The sequence below is a fragment of the Pantoea sp. USHLN298 genome, assembly GCF_037149395.1.
Classification (GTDB): Bacteria; Pseudomonadota; Gammaproteobacteria; order Enterobacterales; family Enterobacteriaceae; genus Pantoea; species Pantoea astica.
Genome location: NZ_JBBCRO010000003.1, coordinates 75,176 through 91,049, shown reverse-complemented (window position 1 = coordinate 91,049; position 15,874 = coordinate 75,176). Strand labels below are relative to the sequence as shown.

14 protein-coding genes are annotated in these 15,874 nt (G+C 56.3%); 7 read left to right on the top strand and 7 right to left on the bottom strand.

The features are described 5' to 3' along the window. Positions 1–144: 144 nt before the first annotated feature. Genes WFK59_RS08480 through puuD form a run of 3 tightly spaced genes read right to left on the bottom strand, consistent with a single transcriptional unit; the run spans position 145 to position 2,759 of the window. A complete protein-coding gene (locus WFK59_RS08480; protein WP_233987666.1) occupies positions 145–1,422 on the bottom strand; it encodes an NAD(P)/FAD-dependent oxidoreductase in 1,278 nt (425 codons plus the stop codon). Positions 1,423–1,441: 19 nt separating this feature from the next. Continuing rightward, positions 1,442–1,999, bottom strand: a complete 558-nt coding sequence (gene puuR, locus WFK59_RS08475) for an HTH-type transcriptional regulator PuuR (protein WP_233987667.1) — start codon at positions 1,997–1,999, stop codon at positions 1,442–1,444. Next, positions 1,992–2,759 carry a gamma-glutamyl-gamma-aminobutyrate hydrolase gene (gene puuD / locus WFK59_RS08470; protein ID WP_336755588.1) on the bottom strand — a complete coding sequence of 256 codons (768 nt, stop codon included), beginning with the start codon at positions 2,757–2,759 and terminating at the stop codon, positions 1,992–1,994. The genes puuR and puuD overlap by 8 nt, the downstream gene beginning before the upstream one ends. Positions 2,760–2,963: 204 nt before the next feature. On the opposite strand from puuD, the gene WFK59_RS08465 reads away from it, so the two are divergent. Together WFK59_RS08465 and WFK59_RS08460 are read left to right on the top strand one after the other, a co-directional pair. After that, positions 2,964–4,379 carry a glutamine synthetase family protein gene (locus tag WFK59_RS08465; RefSeq protein ID WP_293002171.1) on the top strand — a complete coding sequence of 472 codons (1,416 nt, stop codon included), beginning with the start codon at positions 2,964–2,966 and terminating at the stop codon, positions 4,377–4,379. A gap of 383 nt (positions 4,380–4,762) precedes the next feature. Next, positions 4,763–6,121, top strand: coding sequence for an APC family permease (locus WFK59_RS08460; RefSeq protein ID WP_233987669.1), 1,359 nt, complete (start codon positions 4,763–4,765; stop codon positions 6,119–6,121). A 52-nt stretch (positions 6,122–6,173) separates the two neighbouring features. Here WFK59_RS08460 and ygbI read toward each other — a convergent pair whose 3' ends face one another. Beyond that, positions 6,174–6,935 (bottom strand): DNA-binding transcriptional repressor YgbI, encoded by a 762-nt coding sequence (ygbI, locus tag WFK59_RS08455; protein WP_233987670.1) that lies wholly within the window; start codon positions 6,933–6,935, stop codon positions 6,174–6,176. A gap of 268 nt (positions 6,936–7,203) precedes the next feature. Here ygbI and ltnD point away from each other — a divergent pair, with 268 nt between their 5' ends. From ltnD to WFK59_RS08430, 5 genes are all read left to right on the top strand, one after another. Further along, the gene (gene ltnD / locus WFK59_RS08450) at positions 7,204–8,109 is read left to right on the top strand and encodes an L-threonate dehydrogenase (protein WP_336755587.1); all 906 of its coding nucleotides are present in this window, start codon (positions 7,204–7,206) and stop codon (positions 8,107–8,109) included. Then, positions 8,109–9,374, top strand: a complete 1,266-nt coding sequence (gene otnK, locus WFK59_RS08445; protein ID WP_336755586.1) for a 3-oxo-tetronate kinase — start codon at positions 8,109–8,111, stop codon at positions 9,372–9,374. The genes ltnD and otnK overlap by 1 nt, the downstream gene beginning before the upstream one ends. Beyond that, positions 9,367–10,011 (top strand): 3-oxo-tetronate 4-phosphate decarboxylase, encoded by a 645-nt coding sequence (otnC, locus tag WFK59_RS08440; protein ID WP_069729547.1) that lies wholly within the window; start codon positions 9,367–9,369, stop codon positions 10,009–10,011. Before otnK ends, otnC begins: the two co-directional genes overlap by 8 nt. Then, positions 10,011–10,796, top strand: a complete 786-nt coding sequence (locus tag WFK59_RS08435; RefSeq protein WP_336755585.1) for an HPr family phosphocarrier protein — start codon at positions 10,011–10,013, stop codon at positions 10,794–10,796. Before otnC ends, WFK59_RS08435 begins: the two co-directional genes overlap by 1 nt. 128 nt (positions 10,797–10,924) lie before the next feature. After that, positions 10,925–12,283, top strand: a complete 1,359-nt coding sequence (locus WFK59_RS08430; protein WP_262287618.1) for a GntP family transporter — start codon at positions 10,925–10,927, stop codon at positions 12,281–12,283. A 76-nt stretch (positions 12,284–12,359) separates the two neighbouring features. Here the strand turns inward: WFK59_RS08430 and sbcB are convergent, their stop codons facing one another. From sbcB to WFK59_RS08415, 3 genes are all read right to left on the bottom strand, one after another. Further along, on the bottom strand, positions 12,360–13,787 hold the full coding sequence (sbcB, locus tag WFK59_RS08425) for an exodeoxyribonuclease I (protein WP_233987675.1): 1,428 nt from the start codon (positions 13,785–13,787) through the stop codon (positions 12,360–12,362). Between the two features lie 268 nt (positions 13,788–14,055). Further along, the gene (locus WFK59_RS08420; RefSeq protein WP_233987676.1) at positions 14,056–14,535 is read right to left on the bottom strand and encodes an Hcp family type VI secretion system effector; all 480 of its coding nucleotides are present in this window, start codon (positions 14,533–14,535) and stop codon (positions 14,056–14,058) included. A gap of 241 nt (positions 14,536–14,776) precedes the next feature. After that, on the bottom strand, positions 14,777–15,469 hold the full coding sequence (locus WFK59_RS08415) for a hypothetical protein (RefSeq protein ID WP_336755584.1): 693 nt from the start codon (positions 15,467–15,469) through the stop codon (positions 14,777–14,779). Positions 15,470–15,874: the final 405 nt, after the last annotated feature.

Genomic DNA, 15,874 nt, shown 5'->3' with positions numbered 1-15,874 from the left:
GGCGCGCCACCGGAACAGGAATCAAAGCAGACAGAAATCGGGCGCACATAGTTACAACATACTAAGAGCTTGAAGAAACGGCCAGAGCCTGTCCCGGCAACACGTTTCAGCGAAGTACGACAGGCAGGGGATGCTGCTACCTCATCACACCCCTAACCGATCGCGAATCGCGTACCACACCGCGCCCATCGCCGTCAGCGGCACCTTAAAGCGACGTCCGCCTGGGAACGGCAGGTGAGGCAGCCGGGCGAAGGCGTCAAAACGCTCAGCATCGCCGCGCAACACTTCGCTGATCAGCTTGCCGGACAGATGAGTGCTGGTCACGCCGTGGCCGCTGTCGCCCTGCATGAAATAGACATTGTTCTCCAGCCGGCCAAACTGTGGCATACGCGACAGGGTCAGCAGAAAATTACCGCTCCAGCTGAAATCCAGCTTCACATTCTGCAACTGAGGAAAGGTGCGGCGCAGTTTTGGCCGAATCAGCGCCTCGATATCGGCAGGCTCGCGCGCGCCATAGACCACGCCGCCGCCATAAAGCAGCCGGTTATCGGCGGTCAGACGGAAATAGTCGAGCAGATAATTACAATCTTCCACGCAATAATTATTCGGCAACAGCGACAGCGCCTGATCGGGGGACAGCGGTTCGGTGGCCACAATCTGCGAGCCGCACGGCATACTTTTACCGCTCAGACGGGGTTCAACCTCACTGGCCAGATAGGCGTTACCGGCGAAAATCACAAATTTTGCGCTCACCTCGCCGTGCGCGGTTTTTACCCGATTCGGTGAACCATAGGCCACCTTCAGCGCAGCAGACTGTTCATAGATGCGCCCGCCGTGTCGCCGGATCGCTTCCGCTTCACCCAGCGCCAGATTGAGCGGATGCAGATGACCGCCACGGCGATCCAGCAGCCCACCGACGTAGCGTTCGGTCGCCACCTCACGGCGAATGCCGCGCTCATCCAGCAACTCCAGATCATGATTGCCATACTGTTGCCATAACGCTTTCTGTTTACGCAGGTGCGCCATCTGGCGGGCATTCAGTGCCGCAAAGATACCGCCAGGCCGGTAGTCGCAGGCAATAGCGTAACGATCTATACGATCGCGGATGATCGCTGCGCCCTCGAACATCATGCTGCCCAGCATACGAGCGCTCTCTTTACCGTAACGCTGTTCAATAACGTCGACATCGCGGCTGTAGGAGTTGACCACCTGGCCGCCGTTGCGTCCGCTGGCACCAAAGCCGATACGCGCCGCTTCCAGTACTACCACCTCGTAACCCGCTTCAGTCAGATGCAGCGCCGCTGACAGGCCGGTAAAACCGCCGCCAATGATACAGACGTCACACTGAATGCTCTCCTGCAGCATCGGCCAGGGTTCATGCGGATTGGCGGTCGCTGCGTAATAACTCTCCACGTAATTCATCACTACCTCCTTGAAGCGCTCAGAAATTGGCAGGCGTATGGGCACTGACAATGCGGCAGGGTACGTCAGACGTATTGGTAAAACTGTGCGGCAGACCGGTATCAATCACGTAACTTTCACCGGCGTACAGATGAAAACTCTGACCATTAATCACCAGGGTAATCTCACCCTCCAGCAGCGTGCCGGTCTCTTCACCGGGATGTCGCAGTTTTTCGCCAGTGCTGGCTCCGGGTTGATAGGTCTCCAGCAGCATCCCCAGCGAGCGCTGCGGATTGCCGTTTTCAACCAGCTTCAGCGAGACGCCCTGGCTGCCCATCTCCAGCAAATCCTCGGGACGGACAATGGTTTTAGGCGTGGCGTCGGCTTTCGGTTCCGAAAAAAACTCCGACAGAGAGAGCCCGTACACTTTTAATAGCTTCTGCAGGGTACTGACCGCCGGGCTGACCTTATCCTGCTCAATAGTGCTGATAGCGCTGTGAGTCAGGCCCGCCAGCTCGGCGACGCGGCGCTGTGACAAACCCAGCGCCTGACGGATCTCAGACAGCCGGCGTCCGGGTGCCAGCGTGACGTCATTCATGGTCTTTTTCCTTGTGAAAACGCAGCGCAGCCTGAATAAAACCCTCAAACAGCTGGCGCGATCCGCTAGCGCGATCCGCCTGCCATTCCGGGTGCCACTGTACCGCCAGCGCGAAAGGATGGTGGCGCAGGCTGACCGCTTCAATCAGTCCATCCGGCGCGCGGGCCTCTACGCGTAACTGCGGGCCGGGTTCACGGATGCCCTGATGATGCAGAGAGTTAACCTGCAGCGGCTGGGTGCTGTCGAGCAGCGTCGCGAGCAGCCCATCCGCTTCAATCGTCACCGGATGCGCCGGGGCATACTGTTGATCCAGCGGCTGGGTCTCATCTTCATGATGACGCTGAAACGGCGACAGCTGACTGAGGTCGCGCCACAGCGCGCCGCCATTTGCCACCACCAGTTCCTGCATCCCGCGGCAGATACCGAACATCGGCATTTTTCGGCTGGTGGCGTACGTAATCAACTGAAAGGCAAGACGATCGCGGCCCGGATCGGCGTGCGGTTCGTCACCGGCTTCACCATAATGCCAGGGTTCGATATTGCTCGGGCTGCCGGTCAGCAGCAGGCCATCCAGCACCGTCATAGCGTTTTCTGATAGATGAGGTGCATTGAGCAGGCTGTGGGGCAGGGCAAGCGGCACTCCGCCCGCGAGGATCACCGCATCAAGGTATTTGTTGTGCACGGTCTGCGTCGGATGACCACCGATATGGCTTTGACACATCACTACGCCAATCAAAGGTTTGTCAAAAATAATGCCCATCTCACATCCTCGCATCGCTGTTCGAAATATCTACCGAAAGGGCACGTCTGGCGGTTAAGTGTGCAATATTTTGTCAATCTAGCAATCTGCTGTTTGTTCTTCAAACAGATTTGTTACATTTGCACACTTTTTATGTTGGCGCTATGTTAGAGGAGTGGCTGTTATTTTGAGCATTGCGCAAACCGAATAGGGGCGGGTGAGATCATGACTAACCTGGTAGAAGTGGAAGACTTCACGCTTCACAGTGAAGAGAAACGAACCAGCGCGTTCCAGCTTGAGGTGAAAGCCTGGCTGGAGCGCCATCCTGAAACGCAGTATGTCGACATCCTGTTAAATGATTTAAACGGTGTTTTTCGCGGTAAGCGTATTCCCATCTCGGCGCTGCCAAAGCTGGAAAAGGGCTGTTATTTCCCCGCCTCGGTATTTGCCATGGATATCCTCGGCAACACGGTGGAAGAAGCCGGGCTCGGACAGTCCCTCGGCGAACCTGACAACCTCTGTCTGCCCGTGTTGGGCACCTTAGTTCCCTCCGCTTCCGATCCTCAGCACATTGCGCAACTGCTGCTCACCATGTGCAACCAAGATGGCACTCCCTTTGACGTTGAACCCCGAAATGTCCTTAACCGGCTATGGCAACAGCTGCGTAACCGAGGTCTGTTTCCGGTGGTAGCGGTAGAGCTGGAGTTCTATCTGGTCGACAAGAAGCGCGATGCCGAAGGCTTCATCCAGCCGCCGTGCGCGCCGGGCAGTGATGAACGCAATATGCAGAGCCAGGTCTATTCGGTCGATAATCTCGATCACTTCGCCGATGTCTTGCGCGACATTGACGATCTGGCGCGTCAGCAGGGCATTCCGGCCGATGGCGCGCTGGCCGAGGCGTCGCCTGGCCAGTTTGAAATCAATCTGCATCACACCGGCGATGTGCTGCGCGCCTGCGATCATGCGGTGCAGCTGAAACGACTGATCCGTCAGGTCGCGGAAAATCACGGCATGACCGCTACTTTTATGGCGAAACCGTATGAAGAGTACGCGGGCAGCGGTATGCATGTGCATATCAGTATGCTGGATGCGGCCGATCACAACGCATTTGCCTGTGATGACGGCAGCGACTCGCCACTGATGAAACGGGCGCTGGCCGGCATGATCGATCTGATGCCCGCCTCAATGGCGCTGCTGGCCCCTAACGTTAACGCCTATCGCCGCTTTGTGCCGGAGGCTTACGTGCCGCTGCAGGCGTCGTGGGGCCATAACAATCGCACCGTAGCGCTGCGGGTGCCGTGCGGCGATATCGATAATCATCGCATTGAGTACCGGGTCGCGGGCGCGGATGCTAATCCTTATCTGGTGGTGTCGGCGATGCTGGCCGGGATGCTGCACGGGCTGGATACTCCGCTGCCGTTACCCCAACCGGTGACCGGCAACGGCCATCATGCTGAAGGACTGGCGCTGCCGATCCGGCAGAGCGACGCCCTGTATGAGTTCGACAACAGCTATCCGCTGCAAAAGTTGCTCGGCGAACGCTTTGCCCGGGTCTGGTATAGCTGCAAGAATTATGAACTGATGCAGTTTGAGCGGCTGATCACCGCCACGGAGATAGACTGGATGCTGAAGAACGCCTGATCATCTTTTTTTTTTGCATCCGGTGCCCCGGTGGCTTGTATTCCTGCCCTGCTATGGGGCAGAATACGCGGCCTGCAAAATCAGACCATAACCGACGCTCACCGCGCCGGTTATTTTTTTTGCATCCTGTTTTAACAAATAGTTTTTCGCTGACTTAACCGAGGCCGGGCACGCACCCGGATAGATAAACACTGAAAACACGCGTAAGCGTGAGATTGAGGATACAAAGATGGGGATGTTTTCCACACTGCCAGCTCAGGCTGGCGCGCGCTTTCGTGATGACTACGGCGCCGCGTTGATCACCAACCTTACTCCCTGTCGCTTAATGCGCAGTTGCCCTGTGACCCAACCCAGTCAGGTTGTTGCGCATGGGGGACTGAAGCATGTCGCTTAATACCTCCGCTGCACCACAGCGTACACAGCTGAAAAAAACGCTTACGTTACTTCCGGTCGTCATGATGGGCTTAGCCTACATGCAGCCTATGACCCTGTTCGATACCTTTGGCATCGTTTCCGGGCTGACCGACGGTCACGTCGCCACCGCTTACGCTTTCGCGCTGATTGCGATTCTGTTTACCGCCGTGAGTTACGGTAAGCTGGTACGCCGCTTCCCCTCTGCGGGCTCCGCTTATACCTACGCTCAGAAGGCGATCAGTCCGCACGTCGGCTTTATGGTCGGCTGGTCATCCCTGCTGGACTACCTGTTCATGCCGATGATCAACATCCTGCTGGCAAAAAACTATTTCGAATCGCTGGTGCCCGGTATCCCGTCGTGGATTTTCGTGGTGCTGCTGGTTGGTTTTATGACGCTCTCTAACCTCAAGGGCATCAAAACCGTCGCCAATTTTAACAGCGTGATTGTGGTGCTGCAGGTGATTGTCATGGTCGGCATTACGGCAATGGTGATCTACGGCGTGGCGAACGGCGTCGGTGCAGGTACGCTGGCGAGCAGCAAGCCGTTCTGGTCTGAGAATGCGCACGTCGTGCCGATGATCACCGGGGCGACGATACTCTGCTTCTCGTTCCTCGGCTTTGATGGCATCAGCTCACTGTCGGAAGAGACCAAAGATGCAGAACGTACCATTCCGCGTGCGATTTTCCTGACGGCGCTGATTGGCGGCGTGATCTTTATCATCGCCTCTTACTTCCTGCAGCTCTACTTCCCGGACATCACGCGCTTCCAGGACCCGGACTCCTCACAGCCTGAAATCATGCTGTTTGTTGCCGGTAAAGCGCTGCAGGTCGGCATCCTGATCTTCTCGGTGGTCACGGTGCTGGCATCCGGTATGGCGGCGCACGCTGGCGTATCGCGTCTGATGTATGTGATGGGCCGTGATGGCGTATTCCCGGAGCGTTTCTTCGGTTACGTCCATCCTAAGTGGCGGACCCCGTCGCTCAACGTGCTGCTGGTCGGTGCGATTGCGCTGATGGCGATTAACTTTGATCTGGTGACCGCGACGGCGCTGATCAACTTCGGTGCGCTGGTGGCCTTCACCTTCGTTAACCTGTCGGTGATTGCCCAGTTCTGGATCCGTGAGAAGCGTAACCGCACGCTGAAAGATCACGTCCAGTATCTGCTGCTGCCGCTGCTGGGTGCGCTGACGGTCGGTGCGCTGTGGGTGAACCTGGAAGAGAGTTCGATGGTGCTGGGCCTGATCTGGGCTGCCATCGGCATTATCTACCTGGCGTTCGTGACCCGCAGCTTCCGTAATCCGGTGCCGCAGTTCAGCGAAGAGGTTTAATCCCGCGACACTTCGCCGCCTTCCGCTGTTATTCGGGAAGGCGGCGAAAGCCTTAGTCAGCCAGCACCAGTTCGCAACTGCCCGCGCTTAACGCAACTCGTCCCGCCTCACTCAACTGACTGTCGGTCACCACCAGATCAAACTTCTCCAGCGGCAAGGCCAGAAAGGTCGCAATCTTGTTATATTTTGAGCTGTCGCTCACTAGCACCCGTTTACTGCTCACCTCGCTGACCGCCTGCTTTACCGTCACCTTGTCTTCATCCGGGGTAAATAAGCCGCGCGGCCCCCAGCAGGAGGCGGAAATAAAGGCGATATCGATCGCCAGATGACGCAGGCTGCGCGCCGCCGACTCGCCGACGCAGGAGCGGTTCTCACGGCATACCGTGCCGCCAGTGTGGATCACCCGACAGTGGCTGGCTTCCATCAGCAGATTTGCCACCATGAAATCGTTGGTCACCACCAGCAAATCATCCCGATCCACCACTTCCCGCGCCAGCGCCAGCGTGGTGGTACCGGCATCGAGATAGATGCAGCTATTGCGCGGAATGTGCTGAGCGGCATAGCGGCCAATGGCGCGCTTCTCATCGTTATACAGGCCACTTTTGGTCAGGTGTGACGGTTCCGCCGCCAGCCGATCCGCCGATCGCACGCCGCCCGATACCGACAGCACCGCACCTTGCTCCTCCAGCTTTTGCACATCACGACGGATAGTCATGTGTGATACGCCCAGCCGCTCGGTCAGTTCAGCAATGCTCACCACTCCCCGATCCGCGACCAGCGCCAGAATCTGTTGATGACGTTCAACCGGAATCATATTCCCTCCCTGAGATTTATCATTTTTTCACATTGTAAAGCATCCGCCTGTTAACCAGAACAGGAATTAACAGCCCATAAGGGTTCGCTCTGCCGTCATCATCGCCGTCAGGCCCGATGAGCCGGTGTCGGTGCGCAATGTTAATAATTGTTCCCGCTCACATCACAGATGTTTTTTTGTGAGACATGGCACATTTTTACCGGCTTAAAGCTGGCAGGATTAACAGTAACAAACAAATAATCACTTAATTTAACAGTGGAGGCCGACAGTGCCAGTCGAAAATATCTGTGTTATCGGGTTAGGTTCTATGGGTATGGGTGCCGCGCAATCCTGTATCCGCGCCGGTCTTAACACCTGGGGTGTCGATCTCAATCCCGCCGCGCTGGAGACCCTGCGCCAGGCGGGCGCGCGTGACGCGCAACCCTCCGCCGCCCACTTTGCTGACCAGCTCGACGCGGTGCTGCTGCTGGTGGTGAATGCGCAACAGGTCAACGCCATCCTGTTCGGGGATGACGGTCTGGCGGCGAAGCTGCGGCCCGGCACGGCGGTGATGGTTTCATCGACGCTCTCGGCGCAGGATGCGCAGCAAATTGAACAGCGGCTGGCGCAGCATCAGCTGCTGATGCTGGATGCGCCGGTCTCCGGTGGTGCCGCTAAAGCCGCCAGCGGTGAGATGACGGTGATGGCATCGGGCAGTGAAGCGGTTTTCACCCAGCTGCAACCGGTTCTGGATGCTGTCGCAGCGAAAGTCTATCGGGTGGGCAGTGAGATTGGCCTCGGCTCCACGGTCAAAATTATTCATCAGCTGCTGGCTGGCGTGCATATCGCCGTTGGTGCAGAAGCGATGGCGCTGGCCGCGCGCGCCGGTATCCCACTGGAAACCATGTATGAAGTTGTCACTAACGCCGCCGGTAACTCGTGGATGTTCGAAAACCGTATGCGCCACGTGGTCGACGGTGACTACAGCCCGAAATCGGCGGTCGATATCTTCGTCAAAGATCTCAATCTGGTGACGGATACCGCCAAATCGCTGCACTTCCCGCTGCCGCTGGCCTCGACCGCGCTCAATATGTTTACCGAAGCCAGCAATGCCGGTTATGGCCGGGAAGATGACAGCGCGGTGATTAAAATCTTCAGCGGCATTACCCTGCCACAGGGCAAGGAGAAGAGCTGATGCGTCTTGGAGTGATAGCCGACGATTTTACCGGCGCTACCGACATTGCCAGTTTTCTGACACAGAACGGCCTGAGCACGATTCAGTTCAACGGCATCCCCGATAGCGAGCAGGCCGCAGAGGCGCAGGCGATTGTGATTAGCCTGAAGAGCCGATCCTGTCCGGCCGATCAGGCGGTTGCACAGTCGCTGGCGGCGCTGGGGTGGTTACAGCAACAGGGCTGTGAGCGCTTCTACTTCAAATACTGCTCCACCTTCGACAGCACCGCGCAGGGCAATATCGGCCCGGTGACCGATGCGTTGCTGGCTGCGCTGGGTGAAACTCAGACGGTGATCTGTCCGGCGCTGCCGGTGAATGGCCGCACGGTCTATCAGGGCCATCTGTTTGTCGGCGATCAGCTGCTGTCGGACTCCGGTATGCGCCATCATCCGGTGACGCCGATGCGCGACAGCAACCTGCTGCGTCTGATGACGGCGCAGGCCACAGGCAAAGCCGGGCTGATTAGCGCCGCGCAGGTCGATCAGGGTGCGGAGTCCGTGCGTCAGGCGCTGGACCAGCTGGCGGAGCAGGGCGTGAACTATGTGGTCATCGATACCCTGAATGAACAACATCTGCTGACCCAGGGCGAGGCGCTGTGCGATCGGCGGCTGGTCACCGGCGGTTCCGGGCTGGCGATCGGGCTGGCGCGTCAGTGGGCAACGGCCGGGGCGGATGCGGCAGCGGCGGAGCAGGCGGGACGGCCGCAGGGCGATCGTGCGGTGGTGATCTCCGGCTCCTGCTCGCAGATGACCAACCTTCAGGTTGCCGCGTATCGCCAGCTGGCACCGGCACAGGAAGTGCAGATCGAACGCTGTCTGCAGGATGCAGACGGTTATGCCCAACAGCTGTGTGACTGGGTGGAAGCCAACAGCCATCAGGCGCTGGCACCGCTGCTGTTTGCCACCGCTGACGCGCAACAGCTGCAGGCGATTCAGCAGCAACACGGCGCCCGGCGCAGCAGCGAGGCGGTGGAGCAGCTGTTTGCCGCAGTGACCCGGGAGCTGAAGCGGCGCGGCTGGCAACGCTTTATCGTGGCGGGCGGCGAAACTTCCGGCGTGGTGGCCCAGAGCCTGGGCGTCACCGCGTTTCATATCGGCCCGACCATCTCGCCTGGCGTGCCGTGGGTGCGCGACATCCACCAGCCGCTGTCGCTGGCGCTGAAGTCCGGTAACTTTGGCGATGAACACTTTTTCCGCCGCGCGCAAACGGAGTTTTCCCATGTCTGAATCGTTCTCTTTAGCCGAGCAGCAGGCGCGTGACGAAATGGTCCGGCTCGGTGCCTCCTTTTTCCAGCGCGGCTACGCCACCGGCTCGGCCGGTAACCTCTCCGTACGGCTGGAAGATGGCAATCTGCTGGCGACGCCAACCGGTTCCTGCCTCGGTGAATTACAGGGTGATCGGCTGGCGAAAGTCACCCCTGATGGTGAGTGGCTCTCTGGCGATAAACCCTCCAAGGAGATCGCGTTTCACCGTGCGCTCTACCTGAACAATCCCGACTGCAAAGCGGTGGTACATCTGCACAGCCACTACCTGACGGCGCTCTCCTGTTTACAGGGACTGGACCCGGAAAACTGCATCCGCCCGTTTACGCCCTATGTGGTGATGCGGGTTGGCGATGTGCCGGTGGTGCCGTACTACAAGCCCGGCGATCAGCGGCTGGCGGAAGACCTGGCGCAGCTGGCACCGCGCTATCGCGCCTTTTTGCTGGCCAATCACGGGCCGGTGGTGGTGGGGAAATCATTACGTGAGGCGGCAGATAACACCGAGGAGCTGGAGGAGACGGCCCGGCTGATCTTCACTCTCGGCGACCGCGCCATCCGTTATCTCAACGATGCCGAAGTGGCCGAGTTAAGGAGCCGATAATGCCAAAGTTTGCTGCCAACCTGTCGACCCAGTTTACCGAACTGCCGTTTGCGGAACGCTTCGCCGCCGCCGCGGCCGCCGGTTTTGAGGCGGTGGAGTTTCTGTTTCCTTATGACTATCCGGCGGAACAGCTGAAGCAGTGGCTGGATGAGAATCAGCTGCAGCTGGTGCTGTTCAATACTGCGCCCGGCAACGTCGCGGCGGGTGAGTGGGGCGTTTCCGCCATTCCCGGACGTGAAGCGGAAGCGAAAGCGGATATCGATCGTGCGCTGGACTATGCGCGGGCGCTCAACTGCCCGCAGGTGCACATCATGGCGGCAACCGTGCCGCCGGGTGGTGATCGCCAGCGCTATGTTGAGACCTTCATCGGCAACATGCGCTATGCCGCTGAGCGCTTTGCCCCGCACGGTATCACCCTGCTGATTGAGGCGCTCAATCCGACCACCAAGCCAGGCTATCTCTACTCCAGCCAGTATCAGACGCTGGAGATGGTGGATCAGATCGATCGGCCCAATGTGTTTACCCAGCTCGATCTGTTCCATGCGCAGTTAGTGGATGGCAACCTCAGCCATCTGATTCGCCACTATGCCGGGCGCTATCGCCACGTACAGATTGCCTCGGCACCGGATCGCCATGAACCGGATGGAGGGGAGATCAACTACCCGTGGCTGTTTGACCTGCTGGATGAGGTCGGTTATCGCGGCTGGGTCGGCTGCGAATATTTCCCGCGAGGCAGCACCACGGCCGGCCTCGGCTGGTTTGCGCCCTGGCGTACGCGCCGCTAATCACCTGCATGCTGAATCACACCGCTTGCCAGACAAACGGTGTGAGTCCTGCTGCAGCTTAATCACACCAGTGTTGAATCAATAAAAATATAACTTACTGAAAATTATAATTAATCAGAGGTCTGCCGATGTCCACTACGCTGCTGTTATCCATCGCGCTGGTCAGCGTGATTCTGCTGTTGCTGCTGGTAATCAAAGCCAAAGTCCATCCGTTTATTGCGCTGCTGGTTGCCAGCCTGTTTGTCGCTATCACCACCGGTATCCCGGCCGAAAACATCATGAAAGTGATCCTCGGCGGCATGGGGAGCCTGCTCGGCAGCATTGCCGCCATCATTGTGCTGGGTGCGATTCTCGGCGCGATTATTGAAACGTCCGGCGGGGCCGATCGGCTGGCAAACCGCTTCGCGCAGCTATGCGGACCGCAGCGCATGGTAGCGGCACTTACCACCGTGGCCTTTATTCTGGGGTTACCGGTATTTTTTGACGTCGGGTTTATTATCGTGGTCCCGCTGATCTATGGCTTTACCAAAGTGATGCGCGTCTCGCCGCTGAAGTTTGGTCTGCCCATGGCGGGCATGATGCTGATGGTGCATGTTACGGTGCCCACCCATCCGGGACCTGCCGCTGCCGCCGGATTGCTGAATGTCGATCCTGGCTGGTTAATGATGACCGGAATTGCCCTGTCGATACCGACCGGCATCGCTGGCTATTTCGTCGCCAAAGCGCTTAATCTTCGAAAATATCATCTCTCAGTTCAGGTACTGGAGCAGCTACAGCTGACGGAGCCGAACGCCGGGGGGCAATCCGCCCGTCACCACGATGCACCGGGCGCGTTGCTGATTTCAGGCTTAATCGTGCTGCCGATCCTGCTGATTATGCTGGGCACGTTGCTGCCGCCGCATCTTACGCCTGGCAGCCTGCCGCTGAAGATCCTGACGCTGGTCGCATCACCGGCGGTGGCGTTACTGATTACGCTGGCGCTTGCCGGATGGTTACTGGGGCTGCGTCGTGGCTGGACCGCAGAGAAGCTGGAAACGCTGTCAAACAACGCGATATCCACCGCTGCTGGCGTGATTCTGGTTTCAGGTGCCGGAGGCGCGTTTGGTAAAGTGCTGGTGGAGTCTGGCGTAGGCAAAGCGCTGGCCACTTCGCTGCAGACGATCCATCTGCCGTTAATCCCGGCTGCGTTTATTCTTTCACTGGCGCTGCGCGCCTCACAGGGCTCAGCAACGGTGGCGATCGTCACAACCTGTGGATTGCTGAGTACCGCCGTTGCGGGTCTTGGCGAGATGCAGCTGGTGCTGGTGGCGCTGTCCGCCTGTTTCGGCGCGCTGGGCTTGTCACACGTTAATGATTCGGGCTTCTGGGTGGTCACCCGTTATCTCGGCCTGTCGGTCGCCGATGGGTTACGCAGCTGGACGGTACTGACGACTCTGATGGGATTATGCGGTTTTGCGCTGACCTGGCTGGTCTGGGTGATGATCTAAAATCGCAGATGCCGGGACCGCTGACGGCAGCGGGACCCGGCATTAAGGTAGCAGGGAAGGCCGGGCAGAGCGCGCGTTAAGAAACCAGTTCCTGCGCGTAGAGATAGAGCGCTTTTAACTGTCCCAGCTTCTCTGGATCGGCTTCATGAAGATTCGCCAGACCTTCCAGTTCCTGCATAAACGCCTGCACCCGATCAGCATTCAGCACTTCACGCCGATGCTGTAACCAGCGCTGCTGCTCAGCATCATCCAGCGTACCGGGGAAATTACGCGCCCGATAACGAAACAGCAGTTTCGCCACGCGCGCGCTGTCGAAGGTTAAATCCAGCGCCGGCAGATTGGCGGGGGCGGTCTGACGAATAATATTCATGCCCGCGCGATCGGCATCGCTGAAAAAGCCATCGTACAGCTGAGTATCGACATCGTCCGACGGGGTAAACGGCTCCGCTTCAGCAAACAGCGTGACCAGCTTCTCCCGCACCTCAGGCTGCTGACGCAGCAACGCCAGATTCGCCAGACAGTGCTGTCGATCGATACCCAGCCGGGCGGCATCTTCCGGACGCAAAGTATTGGCCGGGGCCAGCACCGGACACTTGTTGATGTGAACCAGCTTTACCGGCACCGCTGGCCGATCGCCGAGATCGTTTTTCGGCGTATAAAGTCGCTCGCGCAGGGTATCGGCATCGAGTTGCAGCAGCGGTGAGATATCACCGGCCAGATCGACCACAATCAGCGCATTGCGGTTATCGGGATGCCAGGCCAGTGGAACCACCCAGCTGGTATTGCCGCGCGCCGCGCCGAACATGCCGGAGACATGCACCAGCGGTTTCATCTGCGGGATATCAATCAGGTTCATCAGCTTGTTTTTGTTACGGTGGGTAAACAAAAACTCAAACAGTTTTGGCTGCTTCTCTTTTACCAGCTTTGCCATCGCCAGCGTGGCATAGACATCTGACATCGCATCATGCGCATTTTCATGCGCCACGCCGTTGGCTTTGGTCAGATGTTCCAGCCGGAAGCTGGGAAAACCCTCTTCGTTCTCCGGCCAGTGAATGCCTTCCGGGCGTAACGCATAGCAGGCCCGCATCACGTCGAGCAGGTCCCAGCGCGAGTTACCGTTCTGCCAGCTCCAGCCATAGGGATCGTAAAAGTTGCGGTAGAAAATATTGCGCGTCACTTCATCATCAAACCGGACGTTGTTGTAGCCCACCACACAGGTCTGTTCGACGGTAAACAGGGCGTGAATGCGTTCAGCAAAGTCTGCTTCAGTGACGCCGCGCGCCATCGCCACCTGCGGCGTAATCCCGGTAATCATTACCGCTTCCGGCTGCGGCAGATAGTCATCCGGCGGACGGCAGTAAAAGACCTGCGGCTCGCCGATCGGATTAAAATCGCTGTCGGTGCGCAGCCCGGCAAACTGCGCCGGCCGATCGCGTGAAGGACTGGTCCCGAAGGTCTCGTAATCGTGGAAGAGGAAGGTGGGCTGTACGCGATCGTTATTCAAATTTCATATCCGCTCAATGTCGTTCACTAAACTGATGAACAGAAAGTCATCAGGCTTCCCGCTCGCTTGATGCCTTACTTCATCGGCACCTGGCTGCTGGTGCGAGAGCTGTGCCTGTGCAGAGCACGGTCACGCAGGCAGCATCAGGCTTCACAACCTACATGGTAAACCATAATCCGACCGGCCTGAAGTTTCGGATGGTAGCGGGGGCAGGGGTTGCATCTGGCTGAGAGGTAAGGCGGCAGGATTAAACCGGACTTTTTATCTCTCAGGCTGTAGCTCGCTCATTCCAGGTGTCTCGATAGATAATATTCCCTTCGGTATATTTCCAGGTTATCGCTTCATAGCGTAATTCCAGCGTTTCCAGATGCGTGCTGCTGATGCCGTTGGGTGCAAGATAGGGCGATACCGTGGTGACCTTCACGTTTTCCAGGATGATATTAAAATATTCAGTCTCAATTCCTGCATCAATTATCCGGTACATCCTGATTGTCGCCTTCTTCATGATTCGGCCTTCGCAGACAGCTCTGTACAGAAGTGGAGTTGTTTGATCAAACTCCTTCACTATCGTTATAGGCTGGTGAATGCGTGTGCCTGTAAGTTTTCCCCAGTTAGGATCGACCGGAATAGTAACGCCGTGGGAGAATGATTTGAGTTCAATAGAGCCTGAACGCAGTGGCATCTGACAACTACCGACGATTGGAGATCCATTTTCATCGTTAAGCCATAAATGTGCGGGAGCAGACATGTTATTTTATCCTTAAAGGTAATTAGGCTTTCGTTAAATGGAATATTACCATTTAACAATCAGGGGGAAGTAAATTATTACCAGTACTACAAAGGCTGGTATAGGCCACAAAGGTCCATCAGGAAATAATGTTAGATAAAATAATGCAAATGCAAGAACGAGAATGACCGGTGCATAGACAAAAAATAAAGATTTAAATATTCTTTTAAAAAACCTCGTCATTAAATTTTTCATAATTTTATTACCGAATCATATTAGTAATAATTCGGGAAACTCCGTCATCAGATGCCCACGCACTAAGAAGCGCGTCAGATCTTTCGAATAGAGGTTCAATCAAGAAAAACATCATTTCCAGTTCATTGGCATACAATGCTGAATAATATTCAGGTAAGGCATAACGCAGGCGGTTTGCGCTATCAGCTGCTTTCTGAACAACTCCATACATCCCAGCTATGGCAATGGCAACGCCAGCTCTTCGGCCAGCCAGTACACTCATATCGAGGCTGAGCTTCATGCCAGTAGCTACTGCAGCAGACACGGCCAAAATAAATCCGTATTTTGTAAATTGACTTGCTGCAATGTGAATATTTACTGCCATCAGAGATTCTTTTATCTTTCCTAATTGACTACTGGTTCTATGCCTGAATATTTCTTCAAAATATATTTTGAGCATATCAAGTATAATATCGCTATGCTCCACTAGCTTATAAATGCCTCCGATGAATCTTAGGTCTTCATTTTTTTGTTTCTGACAAACATCCTGATATTCCTCAGTAAAGCACGATGTGTAAAACAGTGCACGCTTTGCGCCTGCGCCTATTATATCAATTTGATCAGATACCGCTTTTCCAATGCCGGTAAATGTGCGGTCAAGTTTTAACGCGAGGATATTATTTGACTTCAAGTAACTGATAACGTTTTTATTATAGTACATAACCGTTTCCTTATGGTTAGTCTGTGTCCTGCCACCCTTTAAACTTAATGGAAATAATCATTTAGTAATGTGTAGTACAAAGCGCATTTTGCACCTTTTCCAATAAGTACCCTCTGAGCAGAGACCACGTTATTCAAACCTGTTAAGGCGCGACCAAGTTTCAGCGCCACTATCCTGTTGGTTTGCAGAAAATCGATAATCTCCTCACCGTAATAGATAACCTTATCCCTCAGGCCGATGTTCCTTTTATAACCTCACAAAAGGTACGGGCAAATGTTCATTAAGTAAACAGCTTTCACCGCACGCCGTGATCCATCGAACAGTCAGCCAGCGTCTCAGCCGCCGCAGTTCATACTTTTTTTCAATTTATTCAAACCTTCACAACGCTTTTGCCGTAAAAGGTGC